The 16545-nt window shown below is 60.9% G+C and carries 13 protein-coding genes and 5 pseudogenes; 3 read left to right on the top strand and 15 right to left on the bottom strand.

From position 1 onward, the window contains the following. Window positions 1-70: 70 nt before the first annotated feature. From CIW50_RS17720 to CIW50_RS17660, 14 genes and pseudogenes are all read right to left on the bottom strand, one after another. On the bottom strand, window positions 71-937 hold the full coding sequence (locus CIW50_RS17720; RefSeq protein WP_172980363.1) for an ABC transporter substrate-binding protein: 867 nt from the start codon (window positions 935-937) through the stop codon (window positions 71-73). Between the two features lie 70 nt (window positions 938-1007). Next, window positions 1008-1844, bottom strand: a pseudogene (locus CIW50_RS17715) (gamma-glutamyltransferase); the annotation flags it as partial. A gap of 63 nt (window positions 1845-1907) precedes the next feature. Beyond that, window positions 1908-2648, bottom strand: a pseudogene (locus CIW50_RS29535) (ABC transporter ATP-binding protein); the annotation flags it as partial. Between the two features lie 8 nt (window positions 2649-2656). After that, on the bottom strand, window positions 2657-3520 hold the full coding sequence (locus CIW50_RS17710) for an ABC transporter permease (RefSeq protein WP_149532501.1): 864 nt from the start codon (window positions 3518-3520) through the stop codon (window positions 2657-2659). 59 nt (window positions 3521-3579) lie between these two features. Further along, on the bottom strand, window positions 3580-4521 hold the full coding sequence (locus CIW50_RS17705; protein WP_149532539.1) for an ABC transporter permease: 942 nt from the start codon (window positions 4519-4521) through the stop codon (window positions 3580-3582). Window positions 4522-4957: 436 nt separating this feature from the next. Continuing rightward, complete coding sequence (locus CIW50_RS17700) at window positions 4958-5638, bottom strand: substrate-binding domain-containing protein (protein ID WP_172980362.1); 681 nt, start codon at window positions 5636-5638, stop codon at window positions 4958-4960. 173 nt (window positions 5639-5811) lie between these two features. After that, the gene (locus CIW50_RS17695) at window positions 5812-6075 is read right to left on the bottom strand and encodes a ribbon-helix-helix domain-containing protein (RefSeq protein WP_149532499.1); all 264 of its coding nucleotides are present in this window, start codon (window positions 6073-6075) and stop codon (window positions 5812-5814) included. A 117-nt stretch (window positions 6076-6192) separates the two neighbouring features. Then, window positions 6193-6324: pseudogene (locus CIW50_RS17690) on the bottom strand (ABC transporter ATP-binding protein); the annotation flags it as partial. A 67-nt stretch (window positions 6325-6391) separates the two neighbouring features. Continuing rightward, window positions 6392-7831 carry an NAD-dependent succinate-semialdehyde dehydrogenase gene (locus tag CIW50_RS17685; RefSeq protein WP_149532498.1) on the bottom strand — a complete coding sequence of 480 codons (1440 nt, stop codon included), beginning with the start codon at window positions 7829-7831 and terminating at the stop codon, window positions 6392-6394. Window positions 7832-7905: 74 nt separating this feature from the next. After that, window positions 7906-9102 (bottom strand): ABC transporter substrate-binding protein, encoded by a 1197-nt coding sequence (locus tag CIW50_RS17680; RefSeq protein WP_149532538.1) that lies wholly within the window; start codon window positions 9100-9102, stop codon window positions 7906-7908. A 68-nt stretch (window positions 9103-9170) separates the two neighbouring features. After that, window positions 9171-10013, bottom strand: a complete 843-nt coding sequence (locus tag CIW50_RS17675; RefSeq protein WP_149532497.1) for an alpha/beta fold hydrolase — start codon at window positions 10011-10013, stop codon at window positions 9171-9173. Next, window positions 10010-10372, bottom strand: coding sequence for a hypothetical protein (locus tag CIW50_RS17670; RefSeq protein WP_149532496.1), 363 nt, complete (start codon window positions 10370-10372; stop codon window positions 10010-10012). The genes CIW50_RS17675 and CIW50_RS17670 overlap by 4 nt, the downstream gene beginning before the upstream one ends. 14 nt (window positions 10373-10386) lie before the next feature. After that, window positions 10387-12459: an acetate--CoA ligase family protein gene (locus CIW50_RS17665; protein ID WP_149532495.1), complete on the bottom strand. Its 2073-nt coding sequence runs from the start codon at window positions 12457-12459 to the stop codon at window positions 10387-10389. Between the two features lies 1 nt (window position 12460). After that, window positions 12461-13621 carry an acyl-CoA dehydrogenase family protein gene (locus tag CIW50_RS17660; RefSeq protein WP_149532494.1) on the bottom strand — a complete coding sequence of 387 codons (1161 nt, stop codon included), beginning with the start codon at window positions 13619-13621 and terminating at the stop codon, window positions 12461-12463. Window positions 13622-13726: 105 nt separating this feature from the next. On the opposite strand from CIW50_RS17660, the pseudogene CIW50_RS29875 reads away from it, so the two are divergent. Together CIW50_RS29875 and CIW50_RS17655 are read left to right on the top strand one after the other, a co-directional pair. Continuing rightward, window positions 13727-13858 (top strand): annotated as a pseudogene (locus CIW50_RS29875) (LysR family transcriptional regulator); the annotation flags it as partial. Between the two features lie 36 nt (window positions 13859-13894). Continuing rightward, window positions 13895-14620 carry a LysR substrate-binding domain-containing protein gene (locus CIW50_RS17655; RefSeq protein WP_246664319.1) on the top strand — a complete coding sequence of 242 codons (726 nt, stop codon included), beginning with the start codon at window positions 13895-13897 and terminating at the stop codon, window positions 14618-14620. A gap of 292 nt (window positions 14621-14912) precedes the next feature. Here the strand turns inward: CIW50_RS17655 and CIW50_RS17650 are convergent. Beyond that, a pseudogene (locus CIW50_RS17650) lies at window positions 14913-15080 on the bottom strand (transposase); the annotation flags it as partial. Between the two features lie 727 nt (window positions 15081-15807). On the opposite strand from CIW50_RS17650, the gene CIW50_RS17645 reads away from it, so the two are divergent. After that, on the top strand, window positions 15808-16542 hold the full coding sequence (locus CIW50_RS17645) for a helix-turn-helix domain-containing protein (RefSeq protein WP_149532492.1): 735 nt from the start codon (window positions 15808-15810) through the stop codon (window positions 16540-16542). The last annotated feature ends 3 nt before the right edge of the window (window positions 16543-16545 follow it).

The following is a 16545-nucleotide window of genomic DNA, read 5'->3' as shown; positions in this document are numbered from 1 at the left end:
TCCACGATCAGCATCTCCGACCACCTGCTCTGTTACGAAGCAGGCAGCGCAACAGGCCAATGGTAGGGGGTCAATTTTGGACGCCGATCCCCCGGCTTACGGGGTCAATATTGCAGGCCGAATGACACTTATTGGCCCGCAGCGATGGAATAAGGTCCATAAGCGGCTGCTCGACCCAATCGACCTCTCCACTCGAGAGTGCAGACGCCTGGGTCGCCGAGTCGGGCATGGTCAGCCATTCAACCTGGTCGAAGTTCGCGACGCGTGGTCCGGCACAAAAGCTTGGCGTACCGTTGGCACGAGGTACATATCCGCCGAATTTCCGATAAACGTTCCTTGCCCCTGGCACTCTCTCGTTTGCTACGAACTGAAACGGGCCGCTCCCGACCATTTCGGTCAGTCTAGGTGTCGTCGGCAAGTTTGCCAGACGCTCTGGCATGATCGCGGCCACAAGATTGGTTGGCTTCGCGACTGCATGCAGGAGCAGCGGGAACGGCCTCTTTAGCCTGAACTCGACAATTTTGTCGGACGGTGCGGAAAGCTCGTCGGTTGCGCCCATGAGAGCCTGACCGAAAGCATCGGCGGTGGCCCACCGCTTCAGGCTCGCGACCACGTCGCGCGAAAGAACTGGCGATCCATCGTGGAATTTCAATCCGTCACGAAGCGAAATGCGCCAGATCTTTCCGTCGGTATCGACAGTGTGACCTTCTGCCATCTGCGGCTGCGGCTGTCCCTCGGCATCCAGGGCATAAAGCGTATCGAAAACCATCATGACATGGTTTCTGGTAACGAAAGCGGCAGCGAGTGGGTCCAGCAACGCAAGATCAGCATAAGGAACAAATTTGAGCGTCGTTGCTGCCGCGGCTCTGACGATGTTCGGAGCCATGGTAAACGCTACCGCCGCCGTCGCAGCTTTCAAGAAATCTCTTCGCTTCACGATCGTTTCTCCAACTGTTTGAGGCCTCGTTGCTATCGCTGTCACCATCGGTGACTCAGACCGGTCTTTCTCAAACGCCCAATGCGAGACCATCCTTTCGGTGATCACTTGCACCGAAAAGAACACCACGCTCGTGGTCTATGAAAACAGCCTGGCATCCGCCCATGGGCTCATCCGCCCAGTTCACGACATGGCCGCGCCCAGCTAGCTCATCTGCGATCTCTCTTGAGATCGTGGGCTCAAGACCGAGCGTCCCGTCGAACGCGAACGACCGAGCAGCTTCAGCAGCCGCCTGGATGTCCAGCTTTCGATCAAACACGTTCGATAGAAAATTGGCGTGCCCCGTCGCTTGATAGTGGCCACCCATCACACCGAAAGGCATGAGAACGCGCCCTTCTTTCATGACCATTCCGGGAATGATCGTATGTAGTGGACGCTTGCGACGCCCGATGGAGTTAGCGTGGCCAGGGAATGCCCGGAAGCTCCAGCCCCGGTTGTGGAGCAAGACGCCACTCTTCGGCGCATAAATGCCACTGCCGAACGCAGAGAATAGTGAATTTATCAGGGACACCGAGTTAAGATCGCGATCGACCACTGTTATGTATACGGTGTCGCGATGTTCGACATCATGCCATTCGGATCCTGATGACGCTTTCCGTATATCGATCTTTGCGCAAAGTCCGTCGATGAACGCCTGACCGAGGTATCGTTCGGTATCCAGATCTCCGAACGATGGATCGCAAAAGTACGCATCCCGCAGCGCATAGGCAGCCTTGGTTGCTTCTGCGAGCAGGTGAATTCGATCCGCCTCTTCCATCGAAGACATATCGAACTTCGCCAGAATCTTCAGAATAATGAGAGCGGCGAGCCCTTGACCATTAGGCGGGCACTCGAAAACTTCGACGCCACGATACCCAGCCGAGATCGGAGTAACGTAGTCGGACCTCTGTGCAGCGAAATCGTCGAGCGAATGGCTCGGCGTCCGGAACAGATCCGTAACACTCGCCTCCTCGACCTTACGCCCCGCATACATGACGACGACCCGATCAGCCACTTCCGCCACAACTCCGAGGTCGTGTGTGATCAGAATGATGGCGGCACCGACGCGCACCTTGAGATCCCGCATCAAATCGAGAATCTGCGCCTGAATGGTTACGTCGAGCGCGGTAGTGGGCTCGTCCGCAATCAAAAGCTTCGGATTACAGGCCAGCGCGATTGCAATCATCACCCGCTGACGCATACCGCCCGACAGCTGGTGCGGGTACGAGCGCATCCGACGCTCAGGCTCTGGAATCCCGACAAGCTTCATGACCTCGATGCCGCGCTTTTCTGCGTCGCCGCGAGACAGCCCTTGATGCAGCCGGAGCGTTTCACCCAGCTGCTTTCCGATCGTCAGCACGGGATTGAGGCTCGTCATCGGCTCTTGGAAGATCATACCGATATCGTTGCCACGGACGGCTCGCATCTGCTTGTCCGAAAGCGCAAGCAAGTTCCGGCCTTCGAACAGGATCTCGCCCGCAATCTTGCCAGGCGGCTCTGGAATGAGCCGGAGGATCGAGTTAGCGGTGACCGATTTCCCGCAGCCAGACTCGCCGACGACAGCGAGCGTCTCGCCCGCTTCGACGGAGAACGACACCCCATCAACCGCTCTATTAATGCCGTCTGGAGTCAAGAAGTGCGTCTGAAGGTTACGTATCTCGAGAAGGGACATTCCAGACCTCACAGCCGCTGCGCCATGCGGGGGTCGAGCGCATCGCGCAATCCGTCGCCAAGAAGATTCACCGCAAGAACGGTGACGGAGAGAAACACAGCCGGGAAGAACACGATGTAAGGCTTGACCTGCCACAGCGCCCGGCCCTCGGACATGATGTTGCCCCAGGACGGCACGATCGGAGGCGTTCCGGCTCCAATGAATGACAATATCGCTTCCGTAATCATCGCGGAGGCACAAATATACGTCGCCTGCACAATCAGAGGCGCAAGCGTATTCGGAAGGATGTGCCTCCAAATGATCATTGGTGTGCGCGTCCCGCTCGCGATGGCACCTTCAACATAAGGCAGCTCGCGCAGCGAGAGGACGACGCCTCGTACGAGTCTGGCGACGCGCGGAATTTCCGCGATGGTGATCGCGATGATGACGTTGCCGACTGAACCTCGGGTGAGCGCCATCAGCGCAATTGCGAGCAGGATGGGTGGTATGGACATCAGGCCATCCATCACTCTCATGACGATACCGTCGAGCACTCGGACGAAACCAGCGGCAAGTCCAATAAGCAGGCCGATGGTCGACGCGAGAAGTGCAACGGAAAATCCAACGACAAGAGATACGCGAGCACCATAAACAACACGCGAATAGAGATCGCGTCCGAGCATGTCGGTGCCGAACCAGTTGAGAGCTGACGGCGGTCGCACGCGCTTCGCAGGCGCAAGAGTCGATGGATCAACAGTGAATAGATATGGCGCCAAGACCGCTAAGGCTGCCATGACGAACAGCAACGCCCCACCGATGGCGATCGTCGGATGCCTCTGGCAATAACCGACAGCACCTCGGCGCTGCTTCCGAAGGACGAGAATTGCGGGCATCTCCGGCGCGGCGGCGAAGCTCGTGCCGATGGCCGGTGAAACGGCATTTGTGCTGGAAATCAATATCGGATCCTCGGGTCGACGAGCGCGTAAACCAGATCAACAAGGAGATTGATCAGGACGTAAATGAATGAAAACAAGAGCACGATGCCTTGGATAACCGGGTAGTCACGCCGCAGGATCGCATCGATGGTCAGGCGGCCAATTCCCGGAATTACGAAGACACTTTCAGTTACGACGGCTCCCCCGATCAGCAACGCGATACCAAGCCCAATCACGGTGATGATGGGAACCGCCGCGTTCTTCAAGCCGTGAACGAATAGGACGGACGTCTGGCTCAACCCCTTCGCGCGCGCAGTCTTCATGTAATCCTGCGAAAGGATTTCCAGCATCGTCGCTCGCGTAATTCGAGCGATTAGCGCGATATAGACAAATCCAAGCGCAACCGACGGCAATATCAGGTTTCTAAACCAAGGCCAGATGCCGGAAGATATCGGCGTGTATCCCTGCACGGGCAACAGATCGAGTTCGAGCGCGAAGAAGTAGGCAAGAATGTAGGAAACCACGAAAACGGGGACCGAGAACCCGAACACGGCGATAATCATTACCAAGCGATCGACCCACGTCCCCGCTTTCCACGCGGCAACGACCCCGAGCGGTACTGCGATCGTGATTGAGAGGATCAGTGTGACAATCATCAGAGAAAGCGTCGGCTCGATGCGCTGGCCGATCATTTTGGTGACAGGCACCGCAGCGAAGATCGATGATCCCATATCGCCGTGCAGCAACTGCCACACCCATTCTGCAAATCGCACGATAAATGGTCGATCTAGACCCAGACTAAGCCGTATCCTCTCAATGTCGGCTGGCGTTGCCTGATCTCCCGCAATGATCGCAGCTGGATCGCCGGGGGCGATATACAACAAGCTGAACACAAACAGCGCAACCAGCCCCATGACTGGGATAGTGGCAAGCAGGCGGCGGATGGCATAGGACAGCATTTTGGCCTCGGCAGGATCAATCGAATGCTTGGAAGCCGCCCAAGGCTGGCGCTTCGCGATCGAGACTAGGGGAGCGCGGAAGACTCCGAATTGACAAACTGCGCCAATATTCGACGGCGCCTGTTCCTTGTGCATCTGGCTCGCAATGCAGCATCAATGGCCGTAGCGGAGTCCGGATTTTTCGTCCTGCACAACGCGCTCGCCGTGAGCACACGTGGAGCTGTTCAGATACCCACACAGAAGTTCTGCCTCAATTCGGAGCAAACGAATTGAGTCCGGCGTCTGGCGGTTCGTGACCCTATCCCAGATCGACCATCCGTCGGAGCCGATAACGAGGACGTATCGTTTTTCTTGCTCATCATTCATCGTCATATGAAAAGACGATCGTCAGCATGCGGCTTGACGTTGCGCGCCAATCAGCGACGGATTTGGCGTCTCAGAGAACGGCCACGGCGCCCATCCGGTAGTCCAAAACTCCTGCATCTTCCGAGGGCACAGTTGCGTGCGCTTGGGCTCGGAAGATTGCTTGCCTCCTGCTGATCTCCGAACCGATAAAGTCGGACACAACCTGGACGCGATTTAGCCCGACGAGATCGTCATGCGTCACAAGCCAGTAGCTCCGTTCGAAGGACTGCTTCGGTAGAACGAGTTCGATATCGGTCTCACCGAACACTGCATAGTCGTGAAGGATGCCGATGCCCGCTCCTGCCCGTACGGCAGCAATCTGTCCGATCGCCGTCGAACATTCGAAACGAACGTGGTTCGGACCGAAAAGTTCGGGGACGAAATTCAGCTGGTCGGCGAAAAGCAGATCCTGAACATATGTCACGAGATGATGCTGCGCGAGATCGGGCACTGACGACGGTCGCCCCCTATCCTTGAGATAGGCCCTGGCTGCATAGAAGTGCAACGAGTAGTCGACGAGCCGCCTGAACGAGACTCGCCCCTTGCTTGGTCTCTCGATTGTCACTGCGATGTCGGCCTCCCGCCGAGACAGGGAGAAGCTTCGCGACATCGGGACGAGCTGGATGTTGAGGGACGGAAGCTGGCTTTTCAATTTGGCCAGGCTCGAACACAGGAAGAATGTCGCGAAACCATCCGGTGCGGCGATGCGCACGGTTCCAGAGACATCCACCCCCTTTCGCGACAGATCCCGTTCGGCAGGACAACTGCGAGCGATACAGCGATAACGACGAATGCGCGTTTATCTAGAGCTCGCTTCTATCTGACGTATCCCCCTCGAAGGATCGCCCAAGTCGTCGCGTGACGTTCCGTCAATGCAGTCTGAGGCTACCGTCTGAATTCGTCCAGAAGGCTGCCGGGCAGATTGGGCGGCGGCATCTGATCGCGATAATGCGCGAGAACTTGAAGTCGAATAGCCGACGACAGATTTCCTTGGTCCCTCTTGCGATCGATCTCACTTACCAGATCCGACAACGTAATGCTCCGCGCACCTGCGATCTCTTTTATGCGGCTCCAAAACGCTTCTTCCAAACTTACGCTGGTCTTATGACCGCCGATGACAATGGACCTCTTGGCTACCGGAGACTTCATATTATTGCTCCCTGGCTTTTCCCACTCAATGGCAGGTTGACTGAAAAGCTAACCTGATAACAGATCGGCTTTCAACGATACGTTCGTCTGCTCTAAGAGGCTTGGGATTTCTCAGAGGCCCGGGCCATTGGGGCCGATCAGCGGATGGATCGTCCCGCGGCGCACCTTTAGGTCCACCCCGCTGACGGCGGAGAATCCGGCGAACTGCTTGGTAAGTCTGCGGGCCTCTAGAATGATGTCGCGCTTCATGTTCCGCCTCGTTTGACCCTTGCGCCGACCGACTACAAGGCACCGATCCTCTTCCCGTCGGAGTCCGCTACGCCGCGAACTGGCTGATGTACTTGATGGTCTGGAATTCCTGCAGGCCTTCGATGCCGCCCTCTGATCCGATGCCGGAGTCCTTATATCCGCCGAACGGCGTCTCGGGCTGCGACGCCTGCCAGTGGTTCACGACGACGTTTCCGCTCTGGATCGCCTCGGTGATGGCCGACGCGTTGCGCATGTCGTTGGTCATCACGTAGGAGGCCAAACCGAAAGGCAGCCGGTTGGCGAGGCGGACGGCATCGTCCATGGACGAGAACGGCGCCGTGGCGGCGAGCGGACCGAACGGCTCCACGTTCGAAGCCATGCAGTCCTCGTCCACGTTGGACAGCACCGTCGGACGGTAGAAGAAGCCCTGGTTGCCGCAGCGCTCTCCCCCGGCAGAGACGGCGATGTTCCGAGCGCGGGCATCTTCGACGAACCGCTCGATGGACTCGATCCGTCGCGCATGAGCCAGAGGACCCATCTTGGTGGTCGCCTCGAAGCCGTCTCCGACCGCGATCTTGTTCGCGAGCTCGGATAGCTTCGCCGCGAAGCGGTCGTGGATCGACTCATGGACGAAGAAGCGCGTCGGAGAGATGCACACTTGGCCGGAGTTGCGGAACTTGGCGCTCACTGCCGAGGCAGCGGCCGCTTCCGGATCGACGTCTCCGAAGACAAGCACCGGCGCATGTCCGCCGAGTTCGAGCGTCATCTTCTTCATGGTCTGCACTGCCAGTGCGCCGAGTTGCTTGCCAACCTGCGTCGAGCCCGTAAAGGTCAGGCCGCGCGTGATCGGTGAATTCAAGAGCTTGCGCGATATCATCGCGGGATCGCCGAACACCATGTTGAGCGCGCCGGGCGGAAGGCCCGCGTCGATGAGCGCCGCGGCGATGGCGAGCGCGGTGGCCGGCGTCTCCTCGGCCGGCTTGATGATGACGGAGCATCCCGCGGCTAACGCGCTCGATATCTTCCGCGCAGGCGTGATCGCCGGAGCGTTCCAAGGCGCGAAGGCGGCGATAGGTCCAAGCGGCTCGCGGACGGCGATCTGCTGGACCGCGCGGTTGCGCGACGGGATGACACGGCCGTAGGCGCGGCGGCCCTCCTCCGCGTTCCATACGAACATGCCGGCGGCCGTCTCGACCTCGCCGCGGGACTCCGCGATCGGCTTACCCAGTTCCAGCGTGATCAGGCCGGCGATATGCTCGGCCCGCTCGAGGATCAGCGCGGATGCGCGTTGCAGGATGCGGCCGCGATCGACGGCCGACATCTTGCGCCACTGTTCGTGGGCGCGCGCCGAAGACGCCAACGCCTCGTCGAGATCGGCTTCGCTGGCATGCGGCAACTCTCCGAGGACGAGGCCCGTCGCCGGATTGAGCACAGCCCCGGTGTCGCGGCCCTCGCCTGCGCGCCAGTTGCCGTCGATGAAAAGCTTGAGCGCTGGATAATCGACCATGATGCGTCCTCCATCCGAAGCGGCGGGCACTGGCGACGCCGTACCCGTGGTCTGTTGCAGTTGTCGAAGAGCCGCTACTTGGCGGCGCTGACGAGGGGACAGTTGCCGTCCTTGAGGGGGCGGAAGGCCTTGTCGCCGGGAACGGTGTCGAGGATCTTGTAGTAGTCCCACGGATACTTCGATTCCTTCGGGTCCTTGACCTGCAGCAGGTACATGTCGCGGATCGCCCGGCCGTCTTCCCGGATCGAGGCGTTGGTGGTGTAAAAATCGTTGATCGGCAGCTTCTTCATCTCCGGAACGACCACCGAACCGGCGTCGCTCTTGGTGGCTTCGACCGCCTTGAGATAGTGCGTGACTGCCCCGTAGACCGCCGCCTGGAGGCTGCCCGGCGCTTTGCCGTTGAAGCGAGCCATGAAGCGCTTGCTCCATTCGCGGGTCTTGTCGTTCGCGTCCCAATAGAAGCTGTCGGCGAAGATCAGCCCCTTGGCGCTCGCGAGGCCGAGCGCGTGGATGTCCGGGAGATTGACGAGTAGCGCGGCGATGCTCTGGCCGCCCGCGGTGAGACCGAACTCGTTGGCCTGCTTCAGCGCCGTCATCATGTCGGCGCCAGCGTTGGCCAGGCCGACCACCTGCGCCTTGGAGGCCTGGGCCTGAAGCAGGTAAGACGAGAAGTCCGATGAATTCAAAGGATGCCTGGACGAACCCAGCACGGTGCCGCCGTTCGCCGTGACCACCTTGGCCGCCTCCGATTCCAGCGCCTGGCCGAAACTGTAGTCCGCGGTCAGGAAGTACCAGCTTTTGAGCCCCTTCTGCACCAGCGGCGCGGTCGCGACGTTCGCGAGCGCGTAGTTGTCGTACGCCCAATGGACGCCGTTCGGCGAGCAGGCCTTGCCCGTGAGATCCGGCGTGCCCGGACCGGTCGCGAGGAAAACTTTGTCCTTCTCGCGCGACAACTGCTGCACGGCGAGCGCGACGCCGGAGGAGACCACCTCAGTGATCGTATCGACGCCCTCGGTGTCGTACCACTTACGTGCGATCGCGAGGCCGATGTCCGCCTTGTTTTGGTGATCCGCCGAAATCACCTCGATCGGCATTCCCGCGACCTTGCCGCCGTAATCCTCCACCGCCATTTTCGCGGCGAGCACCGAGCCGGCGCCGACATTGTCCGCGTACGGACCCGACATGTCGGTCAGCACACCGATCTTGACGGTGCCGTTCGAAATCTCCGCCGAAGCGGGCGTCGTCAGCGACGACGACACGAACGACAGCATCGCGGCCGTCACCAGCAGCTCTTTGATCTTCACGCGTTTCCCCTTTTCCGTTTGTTTTTACGTTTGGTTCAGTCGATCTTTTCGAGCACCGGCAGCAGATGCCCCACAAATTTCTCGGGGTCTTCGCTCATGGGGAAGTGTCCGAGATCCTTCATGATGATGACGTGGCTTCCCTTGACGCTGTTGGCGACGGCGAGCGTCTCCTCGGGCGTGCATGAGTAATCGTACTCGCCCGAAAGCAGGAAGAGCGGACACTTGGAAGTGTCGATCTGCGCCACCCGCGAACGGATGTCGCCGTCGAGCTTGTAGAAATAGAGGTCGCCCTTGAATACGCCGGGACCGCCCTGCATGTAGTGCCACAGGGTCTCCCAACGGTGCGCGTCCGAGGCGTCCGGTCCGACCAGTCCGGAGACGATCGCGGCGCAGGTCTCGCCGCCATGAACGTCCGGCCGGTGCAGGAAGTTGAGGTCGTAGTACGGGTCGACGTGGGCGCCGGCCTGCAGGCCGATGATGGCGCGGAAACGTTCTGGATGCTCCAGCGCCAGATGCAGGACGATGCGGCCCCCGATCGAGCAGCCCATCACGATCGGCTTGTCGAGCTCGAGCGCGGTCATGACTTCGAGGATCATCGTCGTGAACTGGGCCGAGGTGAGCTGGTATTCCTCGTTGTGCCAGCCGACCGGCGGCGACGACTTGCCGTGCCACGGCATGTCGAAGGCGATGACGCGGTGCTTCGACGTCACGCGCTCGTCGTTCATCAACCCGCGATATTGGCGGCCGTCGGCTCCGGCGGTGTGGAGACAAAGCAGCGGAGTGCCCCTGCCGGCCTCCTCCACGTAGATGCGGTGCTCGCGGCCGAACAGCTCGAGGTGGAGATAGCGGCCGATGACGGGTTCGAAACGGGGGCTCATGCGGCCTCTCCCTTGCGTAGCTTGACGAGCGCTTCCTTGAAGTACCGGAGGTTAGCCATGAACGGCTGGAGGTCGCCCTCGGCTGTCAGAACGCGACGCTTGATCAGCGCCATGAGATCATGCGAGCCGGGCCGCGGCGGACTCCAGAATTTCGTCCACTCCTCCTCCGACGCGCGCAGCGCGAAGGTCCACGACGGCATCACGAACGGCCCCTTCACGATCGAGGCGATCCTGCCCTCGGCGATGCCGATCAACCAGGCGGTGGTTCCGACTTCGAGCAGGAAGGTGGTCGACAGCCATCGACCTCGTTTCACCAGCGTCTCGTCGGCATTGACCTTGTTCATCAGGTCTTCGATCATGGCGTCCTCTCCCTTCAGGCTATTGCGATCAGCGCGTCAACCGCGACGACGCCCTCGCCCGCCCGATTTATGATCAGTGGATTGATTTCGGCATCCACCACGACCGTGCTCTCATGCGCAAGCTGCGACATCGCGACGATGGCATGCGCCAGCGCCTCCAGGTCGCCGTGCGGCTTGTTCCGGAACCCCTGGAAGACCTTCGTGATCGACAACTCGGAGATCATGCTACGGGCCCCGTCCACGTCGACAGGCGCCAGCCGGATGCTGCGGTCCCTGTAGATTTCCGTGTAGATGCCACCGGCGGCGAGAAGGACCATCGGGCCGGCCTCCGGATCGACGCGGTAGCCGAGCAGCATCTCGCCGAGGCCCGAAGTCATCGGCTGTACGAGCACCCGGGAGACGTCCGCATCGGGCCGGTGCGTCCCCACATTGTCGGCGATCTTGCGCATGGCCTTCTTCAACTCGGCTTCGCTCTGGACGTTGAGGACGACGCCGCCCACCTCGGTCTTGTGCGCGATCTCCTCTGAAAGCAGCTTCACTGCAACCGGATATGCGAAGGGCAACGTGACGGAGGCCGCATCCACGGCGACGGCTACGGTCGGCGCGTGCGGGACACCCACCTTCTCGAACAGCTCGTAGGCCGCGAGTTCGTCCAACTGCCGGGTCGCCGCGACCGCCGTATCGTGCCGCGTGGTCGGTGCCGCCACCGGCCGCCGCCGCAGCAGCGCGGCGGCGACCGCGTCGGCGCAGGATTCCGGAGTCCGGAAGTTGGGCACGCCTGCGGCCGTGAGCATGGCGAGCGCATCTGGAGCGTCCGGCACCAGGAACGTGACCAAGGGCTTCGAAGAAGCCGCGCTATCGATGGCGGGCTTGACCGCAAGCTCCGGCTTGAACCGCGCCGACGAGCCGATCACCGCGACCACGACGTCGAATTCCGGTGCGGACAGCATGGTGTCCAGCGCGGCCTTCATCACGTCGTAGCGCGTGCCGGCCAGCGTGAGGTCCGTGATGCGCTCATGGTTGGCCTTGACGCCCGCCGCGGCGAGACGCGCGAACGTCTCGTCGCTCGGCTTCACGACGTCGATACCGCGCACCGACAGCTCGTCCACGACCATGGCCGCTCCTCCCCCGGTCGTCGTGACGACGCCGACGCGCTTGCTGCGAGCTCCTGCTGCACGCGCGGGCATGCGCTGCAGCAGCGGCAGGGATTCGAGGAGCGTCTCGAAATTGAACACGCGCGCGATGCCGCAGTCGGCCAGGAAGGCGGCGGCGACGTCGTCTTCGCCGGCAAGGGCGCCGGTGTGCGACAGCGCGAGTTCGGCGGCGGCGGCGGAACGGCCGAGCTTGTAGGCGACCACCGGCTTGCCACGTTCGGCCGCGGCGATCGCGAAGGTGCGCAGGTCCTGGGCGTGACGGATGCTTTCCAGAAACAGCATGTAGCCCGTGATCTCGGGATCATTGAGCGTCGCCGAACAGATCTCGCCGAGGCTGAGATCGATCTCGTTGCCGACCGAAACCAGTCCAGCGAAGCCGACATTGCGGGTCTTGCCGCGCGAGATGAGGGCGCCGAGAAGGCTTCCGCTGTGCGAGGCGACGAAGATGCCGCCGGTCGGCAGGTCGGGCTCGGCGAACGCGGCGTTGGCCGTGATGATGGTCTTATGGCGCAAGTTGATGGCGCCGAGGCTGGATGGTCCGAGAATCCGCAGCCCGGTCTCCGCGCAGAGCTTCTGCAGCTCGGCGACCAGCCTCAGTCCCTCTTCGCCGCCTTCCGAGAAACCAGACGCCAGGATCGTCGCCACCGGCACGCCAAGGCGCGCGCATTCGGAAGCGGCTTCCATCACTCCCTCGGTGGGCGTCAGGATGAAGGCGTGGTCCGGCACCGACGGCAGGTCGGCCAGCGACGGCCATGCCTGTTCGCCCAGGACCGTCGCGCGACGCGGATTGATCGGATAGATCGTGCCTTCGTATCCGGCGCTCCGCAGATACTGCAGCGGACGCGCCGAGGTCTTCGAGACATCGTCGGACGCGCCGACGAGCGCGATGCTGCGCGGGGCGAGCAGCGCCTGTCCGAGCGACGGTCTTTTCATGTCAGCTTGCACGTGTTGCCTGTCCACGTTGGTCGAAGCGGCGTTCGAACACGTCCTCCGCGATACGGTTCTTGAGGATCTCGGTCGAGCCGCCGGCGATCATCCAGCCGCGGGTCCGGCGCATGCAGTATTCCGCGAGCGATTCCTGGCTGTAGCCGAGACCGCCCATGATCTGGACGGCCTCGTTGGCGACATCGAAACCGGCCTGGTTGCAGGCGAGCTTGGCGATCGCCGTCTGGTATGGCGACGGAAGGCCCTGGGTAACGCTGGCGGCGCGATACAGCAGCATCTGCGCGGACTCCAGCTTCAGCGCCATGTCGGCGAACTTCCACTGCAGCCCCTGGAATTCGCACAGCGGACGACCGAACTGCTTCCGGATCAGCGCATGCTCCCGGGCGAGGTTGAAGGCGTAGCGGCCCACCGCAAGGGCGCGCGAAGAATTGCCGAGACGCTCCACGTTGAAGCCGGAGATCTGCTTCTTGAACCCGCCCGGGCCCAGCAGCACATTCTTTGCCGGGATGCGGCAGTTCTCGAAATAGAGCTGGCTCCACTGCTCGCCGCTCATGAACGCCGTCGGCTTGCCGATGGTGAAGCCCGGCGCTTCCCGTTCGATGATGACGGAGCCGATGCCGTTCACGCCAGGCCCGAACCGGACGTAGACGAGATAGATCGCGGCATCCGGACTGTGGGTGCCGAACACCTTGCTGCCGTTGATGAGATAGTCGTCGCCGTCCGGTGTCGCCGAGGTCTTCAGTTCGGTGACGGCGGATCCCGCGTCGGGTTCGCTCATGCCGAGGCTGATGCAGATGTTGCCGGCAAGCAGATCGGGAAGCCACCGCTCCTTCTGCTCCGGCGTCGCGTATTCCACGAAGGTGCGGATGGGACCGAAGTTGCCGGCCTGCACCACGTCGGCGCTGCGGGGACACACGGAGGCGATCTGTTCGATGGCGATCACGCTGTCGAAAAGCGTGCCACCCTGACCGCCGTCCTCTGGGTCGAAGGCGATGCCCATGAGACCCTGCTTGCCGAGCAGTCGGGCGACATCGCGCGGGAATTGGGGATCATGCGCGCGCTCGAGCGCGCCGTCCTTTAGGTTGGACTCGGCGAAGCGGCGGACCGAGTCCGCGAACGCCTGCTGTTCTTCGTTGAGTTCGAAATTCATGTGTCCGCCGCACCTGCTGGGATGTGCGCCCTGTTTCCCAACCAGGACTTTGACCGGCAACTGAACATCGGTTATAGGGATATTACTTAATGTAATGGGCAATCCATGCTGCCTCCTTTGAACCCACTGCACGTCTTCGATGTCGCCGCCCGGCATCTGAATTTCACAAGTGCGGCGGCAGAGCTCCGGGTCACCCAGCCGGCGATCAGCCGGCAGATCAACACCCTGGAGAGGTTCCTGGGCGTACGGTTGTTCGAGCGCGACAAGCACGGATTGCGCCTCACGTCCGAGGGTGAGGAATTCCAGCGCCAGATCGCACCCGCCTTCCGGATTATCGACAACGCGACCGCGAACATCACCGCGACCGGCAAGGCCGAACCGCTCAAGATCCGGCTCTACACCACCTTCGCAGCCAAATGGCTGATCCACCGGTTGCCGTCGTTCTACGTCGCCTATCCGCAGATCAAGCTGAACATCAGCAACATGGTCGCGCCGATCGACTTCGAAAAGGACAAGGTCGACCTCGCCGTCCAATTCGGCGCCGGCAATTGGCCGGGCGTCGAGACCGAACTGCTGTTCAAGGACATGATCCAGCCCGTCTGCAGCCCCAAGCTCATCAAGAGCGGGCGGCTCTTCGAGCTCGACGACCTCAAGAAGGTGCCGCTCCTGCATTCGCACTACCGCCGGACCGACTGGCCGGATTGGCTGATGGCGGTCAAGCGGCCGGACCTGCTGACCAACGAAGGCATCAGTTTTCCGAGTTCGGTGCTGACCTATCAGGCCGCGGTCGAAGGCGTCGGCGTCGCGGTCGGTCAGCTCTTCCTACTGCGCAACGAGATCCAGGACGGAACGTTGGTGCCGCTGTTCAACGCGCCGTTCGAGCGCCCGATGGCCCACTATGTCGCCTGGCCGAAACAACGTCCCCTCGGCCGTAAGGCACGCAGTTTCATCCATTGGCTCAAGGGGCAGATCGCCGAATCCCACGCTGCGGCGTCGTAGGAGACGGAGGCCGACGACCGCAGGTTCGGGCCTCGCGGTCGGCAGAGAAGCAAATCCGGAACGGAGGCGAGCCAACAGTCTCCGGCGACCGCGACATGGCCGCCGTCGCGTCGCGTCCCTCCGCCAAGATGACGTCGCAGTTCCCTTCGGGTCCTCCGCGACCATTGTGCACACTAGTTGCGGGGCCCCTTCGCATCGGCTCCAACGCGATCCTTCGGAAAGCCGCCAGGCACGACGGGGCGAACGATCACAGCGACGAGGTCGTTGCTCTTCTTGAATCTCTCGTCGGTTGGCCGGGGAAGGCCTGCGCCGGGTCAGAGCCGAACTCCTTCACCCATTTGCGCAACACGTTCTCATGAACGTCCAGATCCCGTCCGGCCTGCGCTACTGATACTCCACGCTCCCTGACGAGCCTGACCGCCTCGACCTTGAACTCTCGACTGAACCTTCGTCTCTCCATGAGACACCTCCGGCTTTATGAAACACCCAAACTTGGTGTCCATCAAACCGGCAGCAGCTCAACGCGACCGGCACGTCATGGGGATGGCCTTCGCTATCAATCGGCGGACGCTGCAGGCCGACGAGCAGCGCGATCACAACGCAAGACCTTGTGCAGGTCGTTGTCGCCCGAATGCTGCCGATACTCCGACTGGCGCGATACCAACAGCACGCGCAACGTCGCAGTCGGTGATCGGTGGTCGTTTGTGACCTCGGACGGATCGAATCCTTGGGATCGGAGCTACTGGATCGTCTTCGCCATGCCTCCTCAAGATTTCGATCCCTCTAACGACGAAGCAGAGACTGGATTTGAAGGATCAAAACCTTGTATCGAAAGCCTCCCGAATAGATCGAATTCTTTCGTGTTTTCAATTACTTATATCATAAAAATTCTGGACACCGTGCTCCTTATGACTTACTTGTCGGTGACTGATCCACCACACGACGGAGCCGCCCTTGCCCCGCAGCTAACAGGCACACTCGTCTGAGAACGTATCTTCGTTAGCTCGAAGGCGCGGTCCCCATTGCATCAAGCTCACGTTGGACCCAGTCCAACGAACGGTGGCGCGCGGCAAGAGGGCACCGTTACACGAACAATGGGTGTGAGAGCCTTTCCTACTCATACCGTAATCCGCAGAAGCGAAAAACCGCGCTCGAGTTCCAACGGTTTGTCCTAAGAGGAGCGTTTCTTGCCAACTGACGAATGGAATTGGCGAGCCGAGATCTTCCCCTCGCTCACGGAAAACCAAAGACAACGACCGACATCGACCTTGTCGGAAGCTGCATCAGAAATTGGGGTACGCTCGGGCACGTTGCGAACATTGCTCGAAGCCGAGGGTAAGATACGCGAAGAGAAACGCAAGGGCAGTCCTGTCAGGGTGCAACGCCAAGATGTGACCCGACTTGCAGAGGACTTTGCAGATTCTGTTTCGTTCACCGACATTGCGCCGATACTAGGAGTTGGTCGTAAGATAGCAATGAAGCTGCGCGACGCAGCTGAATTGCCTGTTTGGATTCCTGGTGGAAAGAACGGTCCGAAGCACAGGTACCTGTTCAGGCGACGCGATATCGAAGCATGGGTTGATGAACTGATCCCAGATGTGCCGCCACACACCGAAATTGCTGACGACTGTGTGTTGCTAGCCGACGCGCCCAACCGCAAGCACATTCCCATCTTTGACTTGATCGAAGCAATTCGAAATCATCGCGTACAAGTCGTCGCGAGATTTCGTGATTACCCCAAGTTTGGTGGTGCCATTCTCCGCGCGACCCAGGTCGACGCTGCCGTTCCATTACACATCAGACGAAAGATGGGAGCACAGCGGCGCGGCCTGAGAGGACGGTATTCCGCGAAAGAGCAGCGCGTCTCTCGCTCTGCGCCCGCGGAACTTGCCCCAGATTCGACTTCGGAACATCCGACATGATTG

Source organism: Tardiphaga sp. P9-11 (assembly GCF_008329525.1).
Taxonomy (GTDB): Bacteria; Pseudomonadota; Alphaproteobacteria; order Rhizobiales; family Xanthobacteraceae; genus Tardiphaga.
Note: the sequence above shows the minus strand (reverse complement) of the source record. Positions and strands in the feature narration are given on the sequence as shown.